17 protein-coding genes are annotated in these 18,614 nt (G+C 68.9%); 12 read left to right on the top strand and 5 right to left on the bottom strand.

What is annotated here, in order from left to right; genetic code table 11:
* Positions 1-266: 266 nt before the first annotated feature.
* Positions 267-986, top strand: a complete 720-nt coding sequence (locus tag OVA21_RS19255) for a hypothetical protein (protein ID WP_326493464.1) — start codon at positions 267-269, stop codon at positions 984-986.
* Positions 987-1,148: 162 nt separating this feature from the next.
* Here the strand turns inward: OVA21_RS19255 and OVA21_RS07070 are convergent, their stop codons facing one another.
* From OVA21_RS07070 to mptB, 4 genes are read right to left on the bottom strand one after another with little or no spacing between them, the layout of a single operon-like run.
* On the bottom strand, positions 1,149-2,132 hold the full coding sequence (locus tag OVA21_RS07070; protein ID WP_268092121.1) for a COX15/CtaA family protein: 984 nt from the start codon (positions 2,130-2,132) through the stop codon (positions 1,149-1,151).
* Positions 2,133-2,170: 38 nt separating this feature from the next.
* Positions 2,171-2,962 carry an ABC transporter permease gene (locus tag OVA21_RS07065; protein WP_120283288.1) on the bottom strand — a complete coding sequence of 264 codons (792 nt, stop codon included), beginning with the start codon at positions 2,960-2,962 and terminating at the stop codon, positions 2,171-2,173.
* Positions 2,959-3,894 carry an ABC transporter ATP-binding protein gene (locus tag OVA21_RS07060; RefSeq protein ID WP_096905450.1) on the bottom strand — a complete coding sequence of 312 codons (936 nt, stop codon included), beginning with the start codon at positions 3,892-3,894 and terminating at the stop codon, positions 2,959-2,961. The genes OVA21_RS07065 and OVA21_RS07060 overlap by 4 nt, the downstream gene beginning before the upstream one ends.
* A 25-nt stretch (positions 3,895-3,919) precedes the next feature.
* Positions 3,920-5,506: a polyprenol phosphomannose-dependent alpha 1,6 mannosyltransferase MptB gene (gene mptB, locus OVA21_RS07055; protein ID WP_268092119.1), complete on the bottom strand. Its 1,587-nt coding sequence runs from the start codon at positions 5,504-5,506 to the stop codon at positions 3,920-3,922.
* Positions 5,507-5,663: 157 nt separating this feature from the next.
* Between mptB and OVA21_RS07050 the strand changes: the two genes are divergently transcribed.
* The 8 genes from OVA21_RS07050 (at position 5,664) to OVA21_RS07015 (ending at position 13,083) form a co-directional block, all read left to right on the top strand.
* A complete protein-coding gene (locus OVA21_RS07050; RefSeq protein WP_120283282.1) occupies positions 5,664-6,401 on the top strand; it encodes a helix-turn-helix transcriptional regulator in 738 nt (245 codons plus the stop codon).
* Positions 6,398-7,849, top strand: coding sequence for a Fe-S cluster assembly protein SufB (sufB, locus tag OVA21_RS07045; RefSeq protein ID WP_119191701.1), 1,452 nt, complete (start codon positions 6,398-6,400; stop codon positions 7,847-7,849). Before OVA21_RS07050 ends, sufB begins: the two co-directional genes overlap by 4 nt.
* 5 nt (positions 7,850-7,854) lie before the next feature.
* Complete coding sequence (sufD, locus tag OVA21_RS07040; protein WP_268092117.1) at positions 7,855-9,063, top strand: Fe-S cluster assembly protein SufD; 1,209 nt, start codon at positions 7,855-7,857, stop codon at positions 9,061-9,063.
* A 55-nt stretch (positions 9,064-9,118) separates the two neighbouring features.
* Complete coding sequence (gene sufC / locus OVA21_RS07035) at positions 9,119-9,889, top strand: Fe-S cluster assembly ATPase SufC (RefSeq protein ID WP_067716304.1); 771 nt, start codon at positions 9,119-9,121, stop codon at positions 9,887-9,889.
* A gap of 18 nt (positions 9,890-9,907) precedes the next feature.
* Complete coding sequence (locus OVA21_RS07030; RefSeq protein ID WP_268092115.1) at positions 9,908-11,167, top strand: cysteine desulfurase; 1,260 nt, start codon at positions 9,908-9,910, stop codon at positions 11,165-11,167.
* Positions 11,164-11,616: a Fe-S cluster assembly sulfur transfer protein SufU gene (gene sufU / locus OVA21_RS07025; RefSeq protein ID WP_120283272.1), complete on the top strand. Its 453-nt coding sequence runs from the start codon at positions 11,164-11,166 to the stop codon at positions 11,614-11,616. The genes OVA21_RS07030 and sufU overlap by 4 nt, the downstream gene beginning before the upstream one ends.
* Before the next feature lie 17 nt (positions 11,617-11,633).
* A complete protein-coding gene (locus tag OVA21_RS07020; RefSeq protein ID WP_371517556.1) occupies positions 11,634-12,092 on the top strand; it encodes a metal-sulfur cluster assembly factor in 459 nt (152 codons plus the stop codon).
* 136 nt (positions 12,093-12,228) lie between these two features.
* Entirely contained in the window at positions 12,229-13,083 is an 855-nt protein-coding gene (locus OVA21_RS07015; protein WP_268092114.1) for a hypothetical protein, read from the top strand.
* On the opposite strand, the gene OVA21_RS07010 is transcribed toward OVA21_RS07015, so the two are convergent.
* Entirely contained in the window at positions 13,045-14,277 is a 1,233-nt protein-coding gene (locus OVA21_RS07010; protein WP_268092112.1) for a lycopene cyclase family protein, read from the bottom strand. The genes OVA21_RS07015 and OVA21_RS07010 overlap by 39 nt on opposite strands.
* A gap of 36 nt (positions 14,278-14,313) precedes the next feature.
* Between OVA21_RS07010 and OVA21_RS07005 the strand changes: the two genes are divergently transcribed.
* The 3 genes from OVA21_RS07005 (at position 14,314) to OVA21_RS06995 (ending at position 18,521) form a co-directional block, all read left to right on the top strand.
* Positions 14,314-15,108 carry a thioesterase family protein gene (locus OVA21_RS07005; RefSeq protein WP_268092111.1) on the top strand — a complete coding sequence of 265 codons (795 nt, stop codon included), beginning with the start codon at positions 14,314-14,316 and terminating at the stop codon, positions 15,106-15,108.
* 432 nt (positions 15,109-15,540) lie between these two features.
* Complete coding sequence (locus OVA21_RS07000) at positions 15,541-17,172, top strand: ABC-F family ATP-binding cassette domain-containing protein (protein ID WP_119191698.1); 1,632 nt, start codon at positions 15,541-15,543, stop codon at positions 17,170-17,172.
* 101 nt (positions 17,173-17,273) lie between these two features.
* The gene (locus OVA21_RS06995) at positions 17,274-18,521 is read left to right on the top strand and encodes a hypothetical protein (protein WP_268092109.1); all 1,248 of its coding nucleotides are present in this window, start codon (positions 17,274-17,276) and stop codon (positions 18,519-18,521) included.
* The last annotated feature ends 93 nt before the right edge of the window (positions 18,522-18,614 follow it).

Raw genomic sequence — 18,614 nt, 5'->3', positions numbered from 1 at the left:
GGTGGGTCCAAGGCCAAGGCTCCCGGCGGGGGTCGGCGGGCAAGCTCGTCCTGGGTGGCGCGGCCGGTGCCGCGGCAGCCGCAGGTGCGGCTGCCGCCTCCGCTGGTGACAAGAAGGATGAGAAGGACGACGCCACGTCCACCGCCACGCCGGACGCAGCACCCGTAGCTCAGGCGGACCCCGCCACCCCGACCGAGGCGAGGACCGAGGCGGGGGCCGACTCCACGTCCGACGTCGACTCCACCTCCGCCGCCGATGCGTCCACCGTGTCGACGGAGAAGAAGTCCGGTGGCCTGACGCTCGGCGGCGGGAGCAAGGCCAAGGCGCCCGGTGGCGGTAAGTCGGGTGGCCTGACCCTCGGCGGCGGGAGCAAGGCCAAGGCGCCGGGCGGGGGCAAGAGCGGTGGCCTGACACTGGGCGGCGCCGCCGCCACCACGGACTCCGCCACCACGGACTCGGCCACCACGGACTCCGCGGCCGAGGGGAAGAGCGACGAGCCGACGGCGGGGAAGGCCGCTCCGGCGCCGTCCGCGACCGACCGCCCGGCGGATGCGCCGGCCGCGTCCCAGCCGGCGGCGGTGCCCCCGGCCGACGAGCCCGCGGCGCAGGAGTCGGAGAAGCCGGCCGCCGCGGAGGTCCAGCCGACCGAGAAGGCACCCGCCGAGAAGATCGAAGCGGCGCCGGTGCCGGCGGGTCCCACCCCACCGGCCAAGACGGTGAAGTTCGTCGAGAAGTTCCTGTCCCGGCACGGCGGCGCGGCGGACGTCGTCCTCCAGCCCGTGGGCCGCTGCGGGGTCCGCGTCACCCTGGTCGGCGCCGACGGCGTGCTGGGGGACACGATGGTCGACAGCCTGTCGCAGGCCGAGGCGGTCCGCGACGGGATCTCCGGCCTCACCGGATCGGACTGGACGCGCGAGCTGGTCTCGCGTACCGATGTCCCCGCCGGACACTGGAAGCGCATGGCCGGATCGGGCTCCCTGGTCTGACCTCCCGCGCGACAACAGCGGCCCCGCCGATCGGCGGGGCCGCCGTTGCTTCTTCGGTCGGCCTGGTGCGCGCCCCGAAGGGACCGGAGAGGACGCGCACCGGGCCGTCACCCGTACAGAGGCGACGCGTACCCCGCGACCCTACCGGGGTCGGCGACCCTGTCAGGCCGGCACGCGGTCCCGGATGACCCCCGCCGCCCACAGGGCGCCGGTGACGGCGGTGATCGCACCCGCCAGGGTCACGTGCGCCACGACCAGCAGCTCGGGCACCCCGAGCTGGTACTGGGTGATCCCGATGACCGCCTGCGCCGCGATGAGTCCGATGAGGATCGCGCTCCGCCGGATCGCGGGGCCCTCCGTCCGCAGCGCGACGAGCCCGGCCAGCAACCCGATGAGCAGACAGACGTAGCCCACCATGAGTTCGGCATGGAAGTGGACGAGCCACTGGATGGGCATCTGGAGGCGATCTGCCGCTGTGATGCGCGCGTCGCCTGCGTGGGGTCCGGCGCCTGTCACCATCGTCCCAGTGGTGAGGACCCCGGTGAGCAGGACGGCCGACAGCACGGTCAGCCACGTCATGGGCTTGGGCATGACCCGCCGGGGCGGCGCGGTGTCGGCCTCGCCGATGCGCACGAAGAGGACGGCGGCGAGCCAGGCGAGGATCATCGAGGGAAGCAGGTGCAGCGCCACGGTCCACCAGACGAGGCCGGCCAGGACGGTGACCCCGCCGATCACGGCCTGGGCGAGGATGCCCGCCGGCATGGCCCAGGCGAGGACCTTGAGGCCGCGGCGGCGCCCGGCGCGGTACACCGCGAGGAGCAGCGCCACGGCGACCGCCGCCAGGACGAAGGTGAGCAGGCGGTTGCCGAACTCGACCGCCTGGTGCAGCGCCGGTGCGGCGCCGGGGACGGGCACGAAACTGGCCTCGTTGCACTGCGGCCAGGTCTCGCAACCCAGACCGGAGGCGGTCACGCGCACGGTGACGCCGGTGGTCATGATGCCGATCTGGGCGATGACGTTGGCGAGCGCGACGCCCTTCTGGACCCGGATCGACGGAACGGGCAGGCGGGACAACGGTCCGGTCGGTCGCCCGGGGTCGCTCGCGGCCGGGGTTCCGGAGGTCGGGGCGTGCGATGTCGAGGTCACGGCCCCGATTCTAGGCCGCGGCGCGCCGGGGTCTGCTATCAGGTGAACGAGAAGTGACGCACGGCAAATCCGCCGCACACGGCCGTCCAGAGGACCAGGGACAGCGCGGCCAGAGCGGGGACGCCACCGGCGAGCGCCGTGCCCAGCGCGGAGGTCAGCGCGTAGGAGGGGACGACGACGAGGAGGTCGGCCACCGCGGAGGGGAGATCGACCACCCCGATCGCGAGTCCGGCGCCCCCGATGAGGACGAACCAGATGAGGTTGGCCAGGGCCAGGACGATCTCCGCACGCAGGGTGCCCCCGAGTAGGAGCCCCATGGCGGAGAACGCCACCGATCCCAGGGCGATCACGAGCGCCCCCAGCGCCAGCCCCGGGAGTTCGGGCCGCCATCCCAGCAGCGCCGCGATGACGCCGAGGACGACCGCCTGGCCGGCCACCAGCACGAGCGTCGCGAGGATCTTGCCGAGGATGATGACCGCCGGCGGCAGGGGGGTGCCCCCGAGACGTTTGAGGGCGCCGTACCGGCGGTCGAAGCCCACGGCGATCGCCTGGCCGGTGAAGGCTGTCCCCATGACGGAGATGGTCAGTACCGCGGTGATCGCGTGATCGACCCGCGGATCCGGTACCGCACCGAAGTCGATCGCGGTGAGGCCGAAGAGGATGGCGACGGGGATGACCAGGGCCACGAGGAGCTGTTCACCGTTGCGCAGGAACAGGGCCAGCTCCATACGGGTCTGGGCGGCGGTCATCCGGGCCGGGGACGCCGGCGCCGACGGGCGGGCGAAGGTGCCGGGGGCGAAGCGATTGCCGCCGGTCTGGGTGTGGGTCATCGCAGTTCCCGTCCGGTCAGGTCGAGGAAGACCTCCTCGAGACTCCTGGTGCGGGTGGCCAGGGAGGTGAGTTGGACGCCGGCACGCTCGAGGGCTGCACACATGGCGGTCATGAGTTCGGGGGAGACCGGGCCGTGGACCTCGAGGACGCCGGCGGCGGTCCCCGCCGCGACCGTGTGCTCCCCACCGAAAACGCCGGCGAGCAGCGACGGGGACACCTCGCCGTCGACGACGAGGGTGACGCCCTCCGCGGTCCCGGCGCGTTCGAGTTCGGCGGGCGTCCCGGAGGCGACGCGCCGGCCGTGGTCGACGATCACGACCTCGTCGGCGAGCGAGGCCGCCTCGTCCATGAGGTGGGTGGTGAGCAGCACCGCGGCGCCGTCGCGACGCAGCGCGTGAACGAGGTCCCACACGGCCCGGCGCGACTGGGCGTCGAGACCGGCGGTCGGCTCGTCGAGGAAGACCAGCTCCGGCCGGCCGATGACCGCGATCGCCAGGGACAGCCGCTGTTGTTGGCCGCCGGACAGACGCCGGTACGGGGTCCGGACGTGCTCGGTGAGCCCGAGTTCGCCCAGCAACCAGTCCGGATCGAGGGGATCGGCGTAGTAGGACGCCACCAGCCGGAGCATCTCGCCCACCCTGGCGGCGGGGTAGGAGCCGCCACCCTGGAGCATCATCCCGATGCGGCTGCGGACCCGCTGGCGATCGATGACCGGGTCCAGGCCCAGCACCCGCACGGTGCCCGCGTCGGGACGGGCGAATCCCTCGCAGATCTCGACCGTGGTGGTCTTGCCCGCCCCGTTGGGTCCCAGCAGGGCCATGACCTGCCCGCGCTCGAGTCGCAGGTCCAGGCCGGCGACGGCGGTGGTCGCCCCGAACCTCTTGACGAGCCCCTCGACGTGCAGCGCGGGCGTATCCGTCGGAGAGGTCACGGGATCCGAGTGTAGGCCGGTCCGGCTAGCGGAAGCGCAACAGCCCCGGCCACCGGAACAGTGCGACGAGCAGGACGGCGACCACCGCCACGGTCGCCGCCCAGGCCTGGACGGTCACGAACGGGGGCAGTCCCGCACCCGGCGGGAGGGTGAAGCAGGCCAGCACCGCGCTGACGGCGACCACCGGGAGGCGGAATTCCACCCGTGAGGCCCACGCGGCCAACGGGACCAGCGCCCACAGGACGTACCAGGGCTGCACGACGGGGAAACACAGGACGATCGCGGCCATGGACACCCCCAGCCCGCCGACCGGGTTGATCCGACCCGCCTGGACCGCGAACAGCATGCGGACGGTGAACGCGCCGGCCGCGACCAGGGCGGCGGTCTGCACCATGACGAGGATCTGTTCGGTGTGGTCCCCGAGCCCGAGATACTGTCCGATCCCGCCGACGATCACACCGAGCGCGGTGGGCGGGGAGAGCCAGCTGCGCAGCGAGGTGGCCGCCCCGAGTTTGGTGATCCAGCCGAGGCCGGACGAGGTGACAACCATCGCCGCCCCGGTGGTCACACCGCTCACCGCCACCATGACCGACGCCGCGCGCAGGGTGGCGGACCAGCTCGCACCCCACCGGCGCGCCAGGGCCATGCCGATGAACCCCAACGCCACCACGGTGGGGAGTTTGACCAGGGCCGACCCGGTGACCAGGACGGTGCCCAGGATGAACAGCGAGGTGGTGCGCCACCCGGATCCGGGGGCGTCCACCGCGCGGAGCGCCAGAACCAGTCCGACCGCCAGCAGGCCCATCATCAGCGCCTCGGAGTGGATGCCGGAGACGAGGTGGAACAGGACCAGGGGGTTGGCCACGGCCAGCCAGAGGGCGGCGACGTCGGACACGCCGCAGTACTCGGCGAGCCGTGGGACGGCCCAGCCCAGCATGAGGATCCCGATCACGGCCACGACCCGGTGCAGGATGGTCCCGGCCACCACGTCGTCGCCGGTGAGCCCGTGGATGACCTTCTGCACCCCCAGGAACAGCGGTCCGTACTGGTTGGGCGTATCGCGCCAGATGTCCGGGACGTTGATGGTGAGCGCGTGGGAGGTCCCCAGTGCAGGGACCGGTCCGAGTTCGTAGGGATCGTCGAGCTCGTTGCCGATCGCTCCCTGTGCCAGGTAGCTGTAGACGTCCCGGCTGAACATCGGCGGCGCCAGCGCGAGGGGGAGCGCCCATGACGCGATCACCCGGTCGAGCGTCGTGCGGTCGATCCGACCACTGATCCGGCCCCGCCGATCCCGCCCGAGCACGTACGGGGCGAGCAGCAGCCAACACAGGGTCACCGTGACCATCCCCGCCATGACGACCGTCATCGAGGACTGCTGCAGGCGCAGCCACAGGCCGAACAGTCGCTCGCCGGCGATCGGGTTCTGCAGGACGGGCAACGCGCCGGCCCCGAGCGCCCCGATCGCCATCGCCACGGCGGCGGTGGTGCCGATCAGACGGATGCGGCGCAGGCGGGCCATCTCCGCGGACAACGGGGACCCGGTGGACAGTTCCTGCGCGTGGAGGCGGGAGGTGACCGACCCGGCACCACGCCTGGGGTAATCGCGTGCCACAGTCCCGACCCTTCCTCCACCGCCGCTGTCGTCGCACACCTCACCCCGGCGGCGCGCCCGGGGGTGGGGGGGAATATTTCCGAAACAGAAGTGTTGCGTAATATCAGGAGGTGCGTCCCGACCGGGCGCACCGAGCATAACCGGAAGGGAGTGGCGTATGAGCGTGCAGCACGTGTTCGAGAGCAGCACGCGGCCCGACACCCGCTCGTCGATCCGGGAACTCCTGTTGGAGCGCGGAGCACTCACCGCCGTCGAGATCGGACACGAGCTGGGGCTCACCGCCGCCGGTGTCCGGCGACACCTGGACCATCTGGTCGAGGCCGGCGAGGTGGAGGCCGTCCGTTCGCGGCCGGCGGGAACCCGCGGTCGCCCGGCCAAGGCGTTCCAGATGACCGTCTCCGGTCGCAGCACCGCCCGCCACGGGTATGACCACCTGGCGGTCGAGGCGCTGACCGCCCTGCGTCGTATCGGTGGCACGGCCGCGGTCACGGAGTTCGCCCGCGAGCGGGTGCGCTCGGTGATCGGTCACGTCCGTCCGGCCGAGGGGCCCCACGATGTCGAGCGCGCCGCCACGGACATCGCGACGGCGTTGTCCGGTGCCGGCTACGCGTCCTCCGTAGAGGAGGCGGGCACCGGCCTGCAGATCTGCCAGCACCACTGCCCGGTGTGGAACGTCGCCTCCCGGTTCCCCGAACTGTGCGCTGCCGAGCAGGAGGTGGTGTCCGAGATAGTGGGCACCCACGTCCAGCGGCTCGCCACCATCGCGGGCGGAAACTGCGCCTGCACCACCAACATCCCGACCGGGACCGTGACCGTGAGTGACCTCGCGGCCACGATCCCTGCACCGGCCGACGCGTCCGCGTCGGCACCGACCGCCGAAAGGACAGTGCGATGACCATCACCCCCGATCAGGTGACGGCCGACGTCACGGAGCCGACCACCGATGAGGAACGAATCGCCTCCATCGGCCAGTACAACTACGGCTGGCACGACTCGGACGACGCCGGTGCCACCGCGCAGCGCGGCCTGTCCGAGGCGGTCGTGCGTGACATCTCCGCCAAGAAGAGCGAATCCGACTGGATGCTCTCCAAGCGACTCAAGGCCCTGAAGATCTTCGACAAGAAGCCGATGCCCACCTGGGGTTCGGATCTGTCCGGTATCGACTTCGACAACATCAAGTACTTCGTCCGTTCCACGGAGAAGCAGGCCACCAGCTGGGAGGACCTGCCCGAGGACATCAAGAACACCTACGACAAGCTCGGCATCCCCGAGGCGGAGAAGCAGCGGCTCGTGGCCGGCGTCGCCGCGCAGTACGAGTCCGAGGTGGTCTACCACCAGATCCGTGAGGACCTGGAGAGCCAGGGTGTCATCTTCATGGACACCGACACGGCGCTCAAGGAGCATCCCGAGTACTTCGAGGAGTACTTCGGCTCGGTCATCCCCTCCGGTGACAACAAGTTCTCCGCCCTCAACACGGCCGTCTGGTCCGGTGGCTCGTTCATCTACGTCCCGCCGGGCGTGCAGGTGGACATCCCGCTGCAGGCGTACTTCCGGATCAACACCGAGAACATGGGCCAGTTCGAGCGGACGCTGATCATCGTCGACGAGGGCGCCTACGTCCACTACGTCGAGGGCTGCACCGCGCCGATCTACAAGTCGGATTCCCTGCACTCGGCGGTCGTCGAGATCGTGGTCAAGAAGGGCGGCCGGTGCCGCTACACGACCATCCAGAACTGGTCGAACAACGTCTACAACCTCGTCACCAAGCGTGCCCGTGCCGAAGAGGGCGCCACCATGGAGTGGATCGACGGCAACATCGGCTCCAAGGTGACGATGAAGTACCCGGCGGTCTGGCTGACCGGTGAGCACGCCAAGGGCGAGGTCCTCTCCGTCGCGTTCGCCGGTGAGGGCCAGCACCAGGACACCGGTTCCAAGATGCTGCACCTGGCGCCCAACACGTCCTCGAACATCGTCTCCAAGTCGGTGGCTCGTGGCGGCGGGCGGTCCGCGTACCGCGGTCTGGTCCAGATCAACGCCGGCGCGAAGGGCTCGAAGTCCAACGTCGAGTGCGACGCGTTGCTCGTCGACAACATCAGCCGGTCCGACACCTACCCCTACATCGACATCCGGGAGGATGACGTCACGCTGGGGCACGAGGCCACGGTCTCCAAGGTGAGCCAGGACCAGCTGTTCTACCTCATGAGCCGCGGCCTGGCCGAGGACGAGGCGATGGCCATGATCGTGCGTGGTTTCGTCGAGCCGATCGCCAAGGAACTCCCGATGGAGTACGCGCTCGAGCTCAACCGCCTGATCGAACTGCAGATGGAAGGATCGGTGGGCTGACCACCATGACCGACACCACCACACCCGAGACCGGGTCCACCCCGGCACCCCTGACGGACCGCTACGGCGTCCCCGTCGACGCCACCAAGGGCGACCAGTTCTCGTCGTTCGACGTGGGCGCCTTCGAGGTACCCAGCCACAAGGACGAGATCTGGCGGTTCACCCCGCTGCGTCGTCTGCGCGGCATCCACGACGGCTCCAACATCACCGCGACCGGTCGCCTGCTGGCGTCCGTCGCCGAGCACGACGGTCTGACCGTCGAGACGGTCGCCATGGACGACAAGCGCGTCGGCGAGGCCGGGGCCCCCCGCGACCGCGTCGCCGCGCAGGCGTTCAGCTCCGCCGCCGAGGCCACCGTCATCACGGTCGCCAAGGAGACCGTGATCGACGAGCCCGTCTACGTCACCGTCGACGGCCCGGGCGAGGGCGAATTGGCCTACGGCCACACCCAGGTCCGCCTCGAGGCGTTCGCCAACGCCACGTTCGTCGTGGACCAGCGTGGCGGCGGAACGATCGCCGAGAACGTCGAGTTCATCGTCGGCGACTCCGCCCACCTCGAGATCGTGCTCATCCAGGACTGGGACGACGACGCCCTGCACCTCGCGGGTCACCACCTGCAGGTCGGCCGCGACGCGACACTGACCTACACGACGGTGACGTTCGGTGGCGAGCTCGTGCGCGTCTCCCCGTTCGCACGGTTCACCGCCCCCGGCGGCACGGTCACCCTCAACGGCCTGTACTACGCCGACGACGGGCAGCACCTCGAGCACCGTCTTCTCGTGGACCACTCGGAGCCCAACTGCACCTCGCGGATCCTCTACAAGGGTGCGCTGCAGGGCGACGCCGAGTCGAACCTGCCGGACGCACACACCGTGTGGATCGGTGACGTGCTGATCCGCGCCCGGGCCGTGGGCACCGACACGTATGAGATGAACCGCAACCTGGTGCTCACCGACGGTGCCCGCGCCGACTCGGTCCCGAACCTGGAGATCGAGACCGGCGAGATCGCCGGTGCGGGCCACGCCAGCGCCGTGGGACGGTTCGACGAGGAGCAGTTGTTCTACCTCATGTCCCGGGGCATTCCCGAGGACGTCGCACGGCGACTCGTGATCCGCGGGTTCTTCGGCGAGGTGATCAACCGCATCGGCGTGCCGGAGGTGCGCGAGCGGATCACCGAGGCCGTCGAGTTGGAGCTGGAGTCCTCCGGCATCTGACGAGCCCCGCCAGTACATCCCCCACGACTTCTCACACAGATTGCGAGCACTACCCATGACCACTCTCGAGATCAAGGGCCTCACGGCCCGCGTCGCCGCGACCGAGGACTCACCCGAGACCGTCGAGATCCTCAAGGGGGTCGACCTGACCATCGAGTCGGGCCAGACCCACGCCATCATGGGGCCGAACGGCTCCGGCAAGTCCACCCTCGCCTACGTCATCGCCGGCCACCCCAAGTACGAGGTCACCGGCGGCACCGTGACGCTCGACGGCGAGGACGTCCTGTCGATGGAGGTCGACGAGCGGGCGCGCGCCGGCCTGTTCCTGGCCATGCAGTACCCCACCGAGATCCCCGGTGTCTCGACCGCGAACTTCCTGCGTTCCGCGGCCACCGCCGTCCGCGGTGAGGCCCCCAAGCTCCGTCACTGGGTGAAGGAGGTCAAGGAGGCCATGTCCGACCTCGACTTCGACCCGGCCTTCTCCGAGCGCAGCGTCAACGAGGGATTCTCCGGCGGCGAGAAGAAGCGCCACGAGATCCTGCAGCTGGACCTGCTCAAGCCGAAGATCGCCGTGCTCGACGAGACCGACTCCGGCCTCGACGTGGACGCGCTGCGCGTGGTCTCCGAAGGTGTCAACCGCTACAAGGCGGAGGAGAACGGCGGCATCCTCCTCATCACGCACTACACCCGCATCCTGAAGTACATCACCCCCGACAAGGTCCACGTGTTCGTCGACGGCCGCGTCGCCGCCTCCGGTGGTGCAGAACTGGCCGACGAGCTCGAGGCGAACGGGTACGAGAAGTACCTGACGCCGGCGAACGCCTGACCGGACAGCTGGGAGAACATGACCTCGACCCTCGATCTCACCGCCGTGCGCTCGGATTTCCCGATCCTGCAGCGCACGGTCCGTGACGGAAAGCCCCTGGTCTACCTCGACTCCGGGGCGACCTCGCAGCGCCCGACGCAGGTGTTGGACGCCGAGCGGGACTTCCTGCTGCACTCCAACGCGGCCGTCCACCGCGGTGCGCACCAACTCGCCGAGGAGGCGACGGACGCCTACGAGGGCGCCCGTGCCGACATCGCGCGGTTCGTGGGTGCCGACGTCGACGAGCTGGTCTTCACCAAGAACGCCACCGAGGCGCTCAACCTCGTGGCCTTCGCCCTGGGTGACCAGCGATTCGGCGAGTACGCGGTGGGCCCCGGGGACGAGGTCGTCATCAGCGAGCTCGAGCACCACGCGAACCTCGTGCCGTGGCAGGAGCTGTGCCGACGCACCGGCGCCACACTGCGTTGGTACGGCGTGACCGACGACGGTCGGATCGACCTCGACTCGCTCGAGCTCACCGACGCCGTCAAGGTCGTTGCACTGACCCACCAGTCCAACGTCACCGGCGCGGTGACGGACGTCGCCCGTGTGGTGGAGTCCGCCCGGGCCGTCGGCGCGCTCGTGGTGCTGGACGCCTGCCAGTCGGTGCCGCACATGGCGGTGGACTTCCACGCCCTCGGCGTCGACTTCGCGGCGTTCTCCGGCCACAAGATGCTCGGGCCCACCGGCATCGGTGTCCTCTACGGCCGGCGCGAGTTGCTGCAGGCCATGCCCCCGGTCCTCACCGGCGGGTCGATGATCTCCACCGTCACCATGGAGGAGACGACCTACGCCGACCCGCCCCAGCGATTCGAGGCCGGGGTGCCCATGGTGTCCCAGGCGGTCGGGCTCGCCGCGGCGGTGCGCTACCTCGAGCAGGTCGGGATGGAGACCATCGCCCGCCACGAGGAGTCCCTCACCGTGGCCGCGCTCGACGCCCTCGGCCAGATCCCGGGGATCCGGATCGTCGGCCCGACGGACATGGTCTCGCGCGGCGGCGCCGTCTCCTTCGTCGTGGACGGCATCCACGCCCACGACGTGAGCCAGGTGCTCGACGACGACGGTGTGGCCGTGAGAGTGGGGCACCACTGCGCGTGGCCGCTGCACCGGCGGCTCGGCGTGCAGTCCACCGTGCGGGCCTCGTTCGCGCTGTACAACACCCTCGACGAGGTCGAGGCTCTCGCGAGGTCCCTGCGGCGGGCCCAGCAGTTCTTCGGAGTGGAAGGGGCACTCACGTGAAACTCGAGCAGATGTACCAGGAGGTCATCCTCGACCACTACCGCCGTCCACAGCACAGCGGACTGCGGGAGCCCTTCGGCGCCGAGGTGCACCACGTCAATCCCACTTGTGGCGACGAGCTGACACTGCGGTTGCGGTTGTCCGACGATCTCGCCACCGTGGAGGACGTGTCCTACGACGCGCAGGGATGTTCCATCAGCCAGGCCTCGACCTCGATGATGGCCGAGTTGCTGGTCGGCCGTCCCGTGGCGGAGTCGCTGGAGGTGGTCGACGCCTTCCAGGCGATGATCTCCTCCCGCGGACAGGACGAGGGCGACGAGGAGATCCTCGACGATGCCGTGGCGCTGGCCGGGGTGTCGAGGTACCCCGCGCGCGTCAAGTGCGCACTGCTGGGCTGGATGGCGTTCAAGGACGCCCTCGGCCGACAGACCGAACACCATCAGGAGTGAGTGACATGACCGAGCAGATGACCCCTGCCAACGATCCGTCGGTCGACGAGTCCGCGTCGACCGAGGAGAACGCCACCCCGGCCGGAACCGTCTACAACGGCGAGTTCCGCCCCGACCCCAACCGGCCGGAGCAGTCCGAGGAGGACCTGGCCCTCGTCGCGGACCTCGAGGAGGCCATGCGCGACGTGGTCGACCCCGAGCTCGGGATCAACGTGGTCGACCTCGGGCTGGTCTACGACATCTGGGTTCGCCCGGGTGAGACCGAGGGCTCGACGATCGCCCGCGTCGACATGACGTTGACCTCCGCGGCCTGCCCCCTGACGGACGTCATTGAGGATCAGGCCCGCAGCGCGACGATCGGCGCCGATCTCGTCAACGACCTCGAGCTCAACTGGGTCTGGATGCCGCCGTGGGGACCGCAGATGATCACCGACGACGGCCGCGAGCAGCTCCGCGCCATCGGCTTCACGGTGTAGCCGCGCCCCGGTCACGCGACAGAGCGCCCGCCCCCTCGAGAGGGGGCGGGCGCTCTTCGTGTCCGGGTCGTTCTTCCGGCCGGGGGCCAGACGACCTGATTGGCTGTTCCGTTCACCGGCCGTTTACGCTGAATACATGTCTCGCCCCGCTGACCGACCGTCAGACCGTCCGGTCGGCGGACCCTCCGGTGGCCCGATCGACACCCCGTCGGATGAGGACCGCGGCGCGGCGGACGCCGCGGCCGGTTCTCAGGACCGGGCCCGGGCCCGGGCCCGGACGATGAGTCTCACCAAGGCGACCGCGTGGGTGGTGCTGCCCCCGTCGATCCTGCTCGCGCCGCTGTCCGGCTTCCTGCTCCTCATGGTCCACCGCACGGGCAGCGACCAGCCCTGGCACACCTGGAACCTCCTGTGGACGGCCTTCGACATCGGCGCCGAGGGCAACATCGCTGTGTGGTTCGCCTCGACGATCTGGCTCCTCGTCGGTATCTTCGCCGCCCTCGCCGCTCTCACCGCCGACAGGTTCCGGAAGTCGTGGTGGCTCTTCGCCGCGGTCGGCGTCACCGCCTCGGTGGACGAGGCCTCCGCCCTGCACGAGCGATTGTTCGTGGTGGGGGACAGGATGGCCCCGTACCTGCCGTTCGACACCTTCTACAACTGGGTGATCCCCGGCGCGATCATCGCGCTGGTCGTCGGAGCGCTGCTGATCCGCCTCGTGTTGGCGCTGAAGCGTCGGGTGGTTCTCGCACTGATCCTCTCGGCCGTGGTCTTCCTGACCGGCGCGATCGTCATCGAGAGCCTGACCGGTCTCGTCCACCGCGCGGACGCCGGCATGTCGACGCCCTATCTCGTCCTGATGTACATCGAGGAGACCTTCGAACTCGTGGCCGTGGCCGTCGCGGCCGTGGCGCTGTCGACCATGTTCCACCTCTCGCGGCGTCCGGGCGGCCTGTCACTCACCTTCGACGGGTACCGTCCGCGTTCCGGCTGAGGTGATCGGTACACCCCCGCCCGACGTACGAGCCGACGGGCGCAGCACCGCCGCGACCATCCCGGCCTTGTCCCGTGCGGGCATCGTGGCCCACATGCCCCACATGGCCGCGCCCACCTGGTAGGAGGGGCTCGCGGCGTCGAGGAACCAGCGCTGGCGGCGACCGTCGAGCCGACCGAAGGCGTTGAACAGCGCCCGCAGGGTGCGCTCATCAGCCCGCAGGAGTACGCGCAGTCCGACACCGTGGAGGGCCGTGCTCAGCGGCGACCGCGGTGCCGGCAACGGGTATCCCGCCTCGATCGCGTGCACCGCCGCCGGCACCGCCGCCAACATCGCCGCCACCGAGTACCCCGTCGCCGCGTGCCCGTGGCCACCGGCGGTGCCGAACGCCTCGACCCGCGGGTCCTCCGTTAGCTCGGCGCGGGGCAGGAGCGGGATCCGTACGCGCTCGACGGACAGCGGCGACGCGATCGCCGCGGGGGAGACCCCCCGGCCCGTCAGTCTCGAGCGGAGCCGGCTCGCCAGGACGGCGGGATCCAGAGCGGGCAGGCCCGCCAGACACGTCTCCTCCAGCAGTACCCGGTCCGGTCCCACGGGGATCGCGTACAGGAAGCTGGGCCCGACCTCGTCGTCGTCGCTGTCGTCGTCGTTCCGGCCGCGGAGATAGTCGGTCCGCCAGTCCATGAACAGGGCGTTCTCCCCGCCCAGCGCCGGCGCCGCGTCGGCCGCGTCCACGACGATCCCGTAGGCGGTCTGGAGGGGCCCCCGGTTGAGCCGGCCGCCGGCGCCGCGGCAGTCGACCACGCGGTACGCGCGAGCCGTCAGGGCCCGGACCCCGGTGTCGTCGACCTCCGCGCGTTCGACGGTGACCCCGGGGCCGAGCGGCAGCGCGCGGCGCAGGGCCTCGTTGTCCAGCACGGCGTACTCACGGTGCAGCACGGCCCTGTCGGGCGCGTACAGGGCGGCGACCGGCACGGTGTGGGCGAACACGTCCACCCCGCACGCCCCGGCCCGCAGCCACGGAGGAATCTGGTCGGCCCACACCGAGAGGGTCTGGCGCCACGGCGCATCCGGGCGCGGGTCCAGCGCCAACACGGTGAGACCGGATGCGGCACAGCGGGAGGCGAGCGCGCGGCCGGCGGGACCGAGCCCGACGACAGCGACGTCGTACAGACCGCCACCCGTAGCATTCATCAGGATCGACACTACCGCCCGCACGAGAGGGGACCCATGTCCGACGCGTTCTACCAGCAGGTCGACGAGGCCCGCTTCGAGTCCACGGCGCTCACCGCCGGGCCGTGGTCCGCCGAGGCCCAGCACGCCGGCCCGCCGAGCGCGCTGCTGGTGCGGGCCATGGAACGGGCCGGTACCGGCTCCGACTCCGCCCCGGACATGAGACTGGCGAGGGTGTCCGTCGACGTCCTGGGCCCCGTGCCGGTGGCGCCCCTGGACATCGAGGTGCGCACGATCCGACCCGGGCGCAGCGTGGAGCTGCTCGAGGCGACCGCGTCCGTGGGCGGCCGGTCGACGTTGGTCGCGCGCGGCTGGCTGATGCGGCGCACTCCCGAGGACTATCCCGTGGTGGGCGATCATGCGGCGCCGCCGGTGCCCGAGAGGCGCGAGCGCGATCCCATGATGAGTTTCGCCCACGCCGGCGGGTACCTCTCGGTGGTCGACTTCTCCTACGCCTCCGGCGGCGGGGACGAACTGGGTCCGGCCCGGGCGTGGGGGCGGGCGCGGGTCGACCTGGTCGCCGGGGAGCGGATGACCGGGTGGCAGCACACCGTGGTGGTGGCCGACTCCGCGAGCGGTGTCTCCCTGGCCACCGACCCGGTCGACCACCCGACGATCAACTGCGACCTGGTGGTCTCCCTGCACCGCGAGCCCGCGCCCGGCTGGGTGCGCCTGGATTCGGAGACGATCGGCGGGCCCGGCCACGGGGTGCTCACCGACACCCTGCTCTCGGACGACCACGGTCCGATCGGCCGCAGCGTGCAGAACCTGTACGGGCGCAGCGGGGGTTGAAGGCGGGCCGGGCGGGGTGGCCAGGCTTTTGCAGCCGCCCCTCACGATGGCGCCTGGCCTGCCCCGATGCGCGGGCGAGACGCCATCGTGAGGGGCGAGGAGGGCAGTCGTGGCCATCTGCAGAAGCGAGGCGCCAGGCACAGGAGCGGCTGCACACAGCGGTCGGCCGGCGGCCAGCAGGGCGCGACGCCGCCAAGGCGCCGACCTCACCCGACGTACGCCAGTCAGGCCGCCCACAGGTCGCAGCGACCGACGCGCGGCAAGAGAATCCGCCGGAAGGCGAACTCGGCGCACGCTCTCTGGTCGCGGAGACCCACGTCACCGGACTCGTCGGCGCACTCGCGCCGCAGGTAGAGTGGCAGGTCGGCCCGGACTCGCCAGCGGGCGGGCCGCCGACTCTTCCCCGAACGCTACAGCGAGGTACCCGCGCACGTGATCACCATCGACGACCTTGAGGTGCGCGCCGGCGTGCGCACCCTGCTCCACATGGACGGGTCCTCGCTGCGGGTCCAGCCCGGCGACCGGATCGGCCTGGTGGGACGGAACGGCGCGGGTAAGACGACGACGATGAGGATCCTCGCCGGCGAAGGTGAACCCTACGCCGGGAAGGTCGTACGGACAGGGGACCTGGGATATCTGCCGCAGGACCCGCGTGAGGGCAACATGGACCAGCTCGCGCGCAGCCGGGTCCTCTCCGCCCGCGGGCTGGACGTGATCATGGCCGACATGACCGCTGCCCAGGAGCAGATGGTCTCCGCCCCGGACGACAAGGCCATGGACAAGGCCGTGCGTAAGTACGGGCGCCTCGAGGACGAGTTCTCCGCCCGCGGCGGTTACGAGGCCGAGAGCGAGGCCGCCCGCATCTGCAACAGCCTGGGGCTGGAGGACCGGATCCTCACCCAGAATCTGGGCACCCTGTCCGGCGGTCAGCGCCGCCGCGTGGAGCTGGCGCGGATCCTGTTCGCCGCCTCCGACGGTGCCGGCAAGTCGCAGACCATGCTGCTGCTCGACGAGCCCACCAACCACCTCGACGCCGACTCCATCACCTGGCTGCGCCAGTTCCTCGAGAAGCACGAGGGCGGGCTCATCATCATCTCCCACGATGTCGAGCTGCTCGAGGCCGTGGTGAACAAGGTGTGGTTCCTCGACGCCGTGCGCGGGGAGATCGACGCCTACAACATGGGGTGGAAGAAGTACCTCGACGCCCGCGCCACGGACGAGGCCCGGCGCCGACGTGAGAAGGCGAATGCGGAGAAAAAGGCCTCGCAGCTCAAGATGCAGGCCGCCAAGCTGGGCGCCAAGGCCACCAAGGCGGCCGCCGCCAAGCAGATGATCCGGCGTGCCGACGCCATGATCGACAATCTCGACGAGGTCCGCGTCGCCGACAAGGCTGCGCGGATCAAGTTTCCCACTCCCGCGGCCTGTGGCAAGACGCCGCTGTTCGCCAAGGGCCTGACCAAGATGTACGGCTCGCTCGAGGTGTTCGCCGGAGTCGACCTGGCGATCGACAAGGGCAGCCGCGTGGTGGTGCTGGGTTACAACGGTGCCGGAAAGACGACTCTGCTCAAGCTGCTCGCCGGTGTGGAACGCACCGACGGCGAGGGCGGCGTCGTCTCCGGGCACGGGCTCAAGATCGGCTACTTCGCACAGGAGCACGACACCCTGGATATGGACGCCAGCGTGTGGGAGAACATCCGCCACGCCGCGCCGGACGCGGGGGAGCAGGAGCTGCGCAGCCTGCTGGGGGCGTTCATGTTCACCGGTCCACAGCTCGAGCAGCCGACAGGCACGCTCTCCGGCGGTGAGCGCACGCGTCTGGCGCTGGCCGGGCTGGTGTCCTCGGCGGCCAACGTGCTGCTGCTCGACGAGCCCACCAACAACCTCGACCCGATCTCCCGCGAGCAGGTTCTAGATGCTCTACGGACCTACGAGGGCGCGGTCGTCCTGGTCACCCACGACCCGGGCGCGGTCGAGGCCCTCGAGCCGGAGCGCGTCATCATCCTGCCGGACGGCACGGAGGACCTGTGGAGCCAGGAGTACATGGAGATCGTCGAACTCGCGTGAGCGAACCCGACCGGTTGCTACTATGAATGCCAAATAATCGCGGCTGATCCAACTATCGAGACGTTAGATATTTATCTGCATGCGAACAGGAAGGCGTCAGTGTGGCCTATTCGGGGAAACTCTTTCGCACAATCGTAAGACTCCCTCATCCGCTACCTGTTTACAGTGGGCAGAAAATCAGCCTCCATGGTCCGAATTCCGAAACTGGAGTTTCTGAACGCACATTCCTTCAATTCTATGAAGGACATAGCGATATCGGCCAGGCCGACATTCAGTTCAACTCAATCCGAGACGTCCTTAAACTTGAATCTTTGATTTCTGATGACGATACGCCCCCCACTACAGGTATCCAATACCGATACACGGTAGTCGATGCGATCACCACTATGCCTTCGCCTGCAGTTGAGGTCAGATCGCATGACGCCCGCAATATTCCGACTGAGCACGACCCGATAAACAGAGTAGTTTCGGCAATTGCATTAGTTGCGCGAGCATACCTTTTGGCCACGAAATACCGTGTCCATATACCGTCATACGAAGACCTGCCAGAATTTCTCCCAGTTTGGACCGCCGATGTTGAGACTGAAGACTGGTCCATACTGGATTTCAGAAGGCTGGATTGGTCCGGATCAATAGTATTGCTTGAGACGCTAACGCGTTCTCCGGACTGGTCAAATCCCGAACTCAAAGATGGCGGCGATCGAGAATTGGAGGAGGCAGCCCAGTTCTTCGCCCATCAGATTGAATCTGGCGATCCTTTATCCCTATCTCTCGAATGGGCAATGCGTTCAAAGTATGCCATGAATGTGCGGGGAAACTACTATGACGCTGTCTCTAACAGCATTACTTTTGTAGAATCTTTCGCGGTCGCGATTGCCACATGCTTGATGTGGGAAGAACAATTCGTCACCCCAAATTCGATCACGCCAGAGTATGCTGCGCAATTTTTCCAGTATGAAACGCGAGGTAGCGTAGTCGAACGTGTACTTCAACCCCGCCTCGGGGGTGACTGGACATCACGCCAATCACCCTGGTCAGCGTGGAAATCGAGCGCGCGGCCCCTTCGTCACCGAATCGTTCATGCCGGATACTCGCCAGCGAGATCAGAAGCTGATTCTGCCGTTGAAAAGTCTCTATCAGTTCAGTCTTGGATTCTTGACCTACTAAGCAACAAGCTTCGCAAGTTTCCTCGCACGAGCTGGATAACCATGGGCCAAGAAGGTTTAATTGGGAGGGGAAGATGGACTCGGTTCATTCGTGAATTCATCGACGAGCACGCCGGCAGGGAAGTGAACTGGAGAACCGACTACATTGGATGGCATCGCGAATTAATGGATCACGTGAACTAGATATGAAGAAATCGATAGCAATAAGCGATAGCTAAATTCTTGAGACTTGGCACGCTTCTTTGAGTGTCTACACCATGTTTTTTGCCTGACCTG

Origin of the sequence: Dietzia sp. SL131 (assembly GCF_026672565.1) — a bacterium.
GTDB classification, from domain to species: Bacteria; Actinomycetota; Actinomycetes; order Mycobacteriales; family Mycobacteriaceae; genus Dietzia; species Dietzia kunjamensis.
This window is presented reverse-complemented; position numbering and strand designations above follow the sequence as displayed.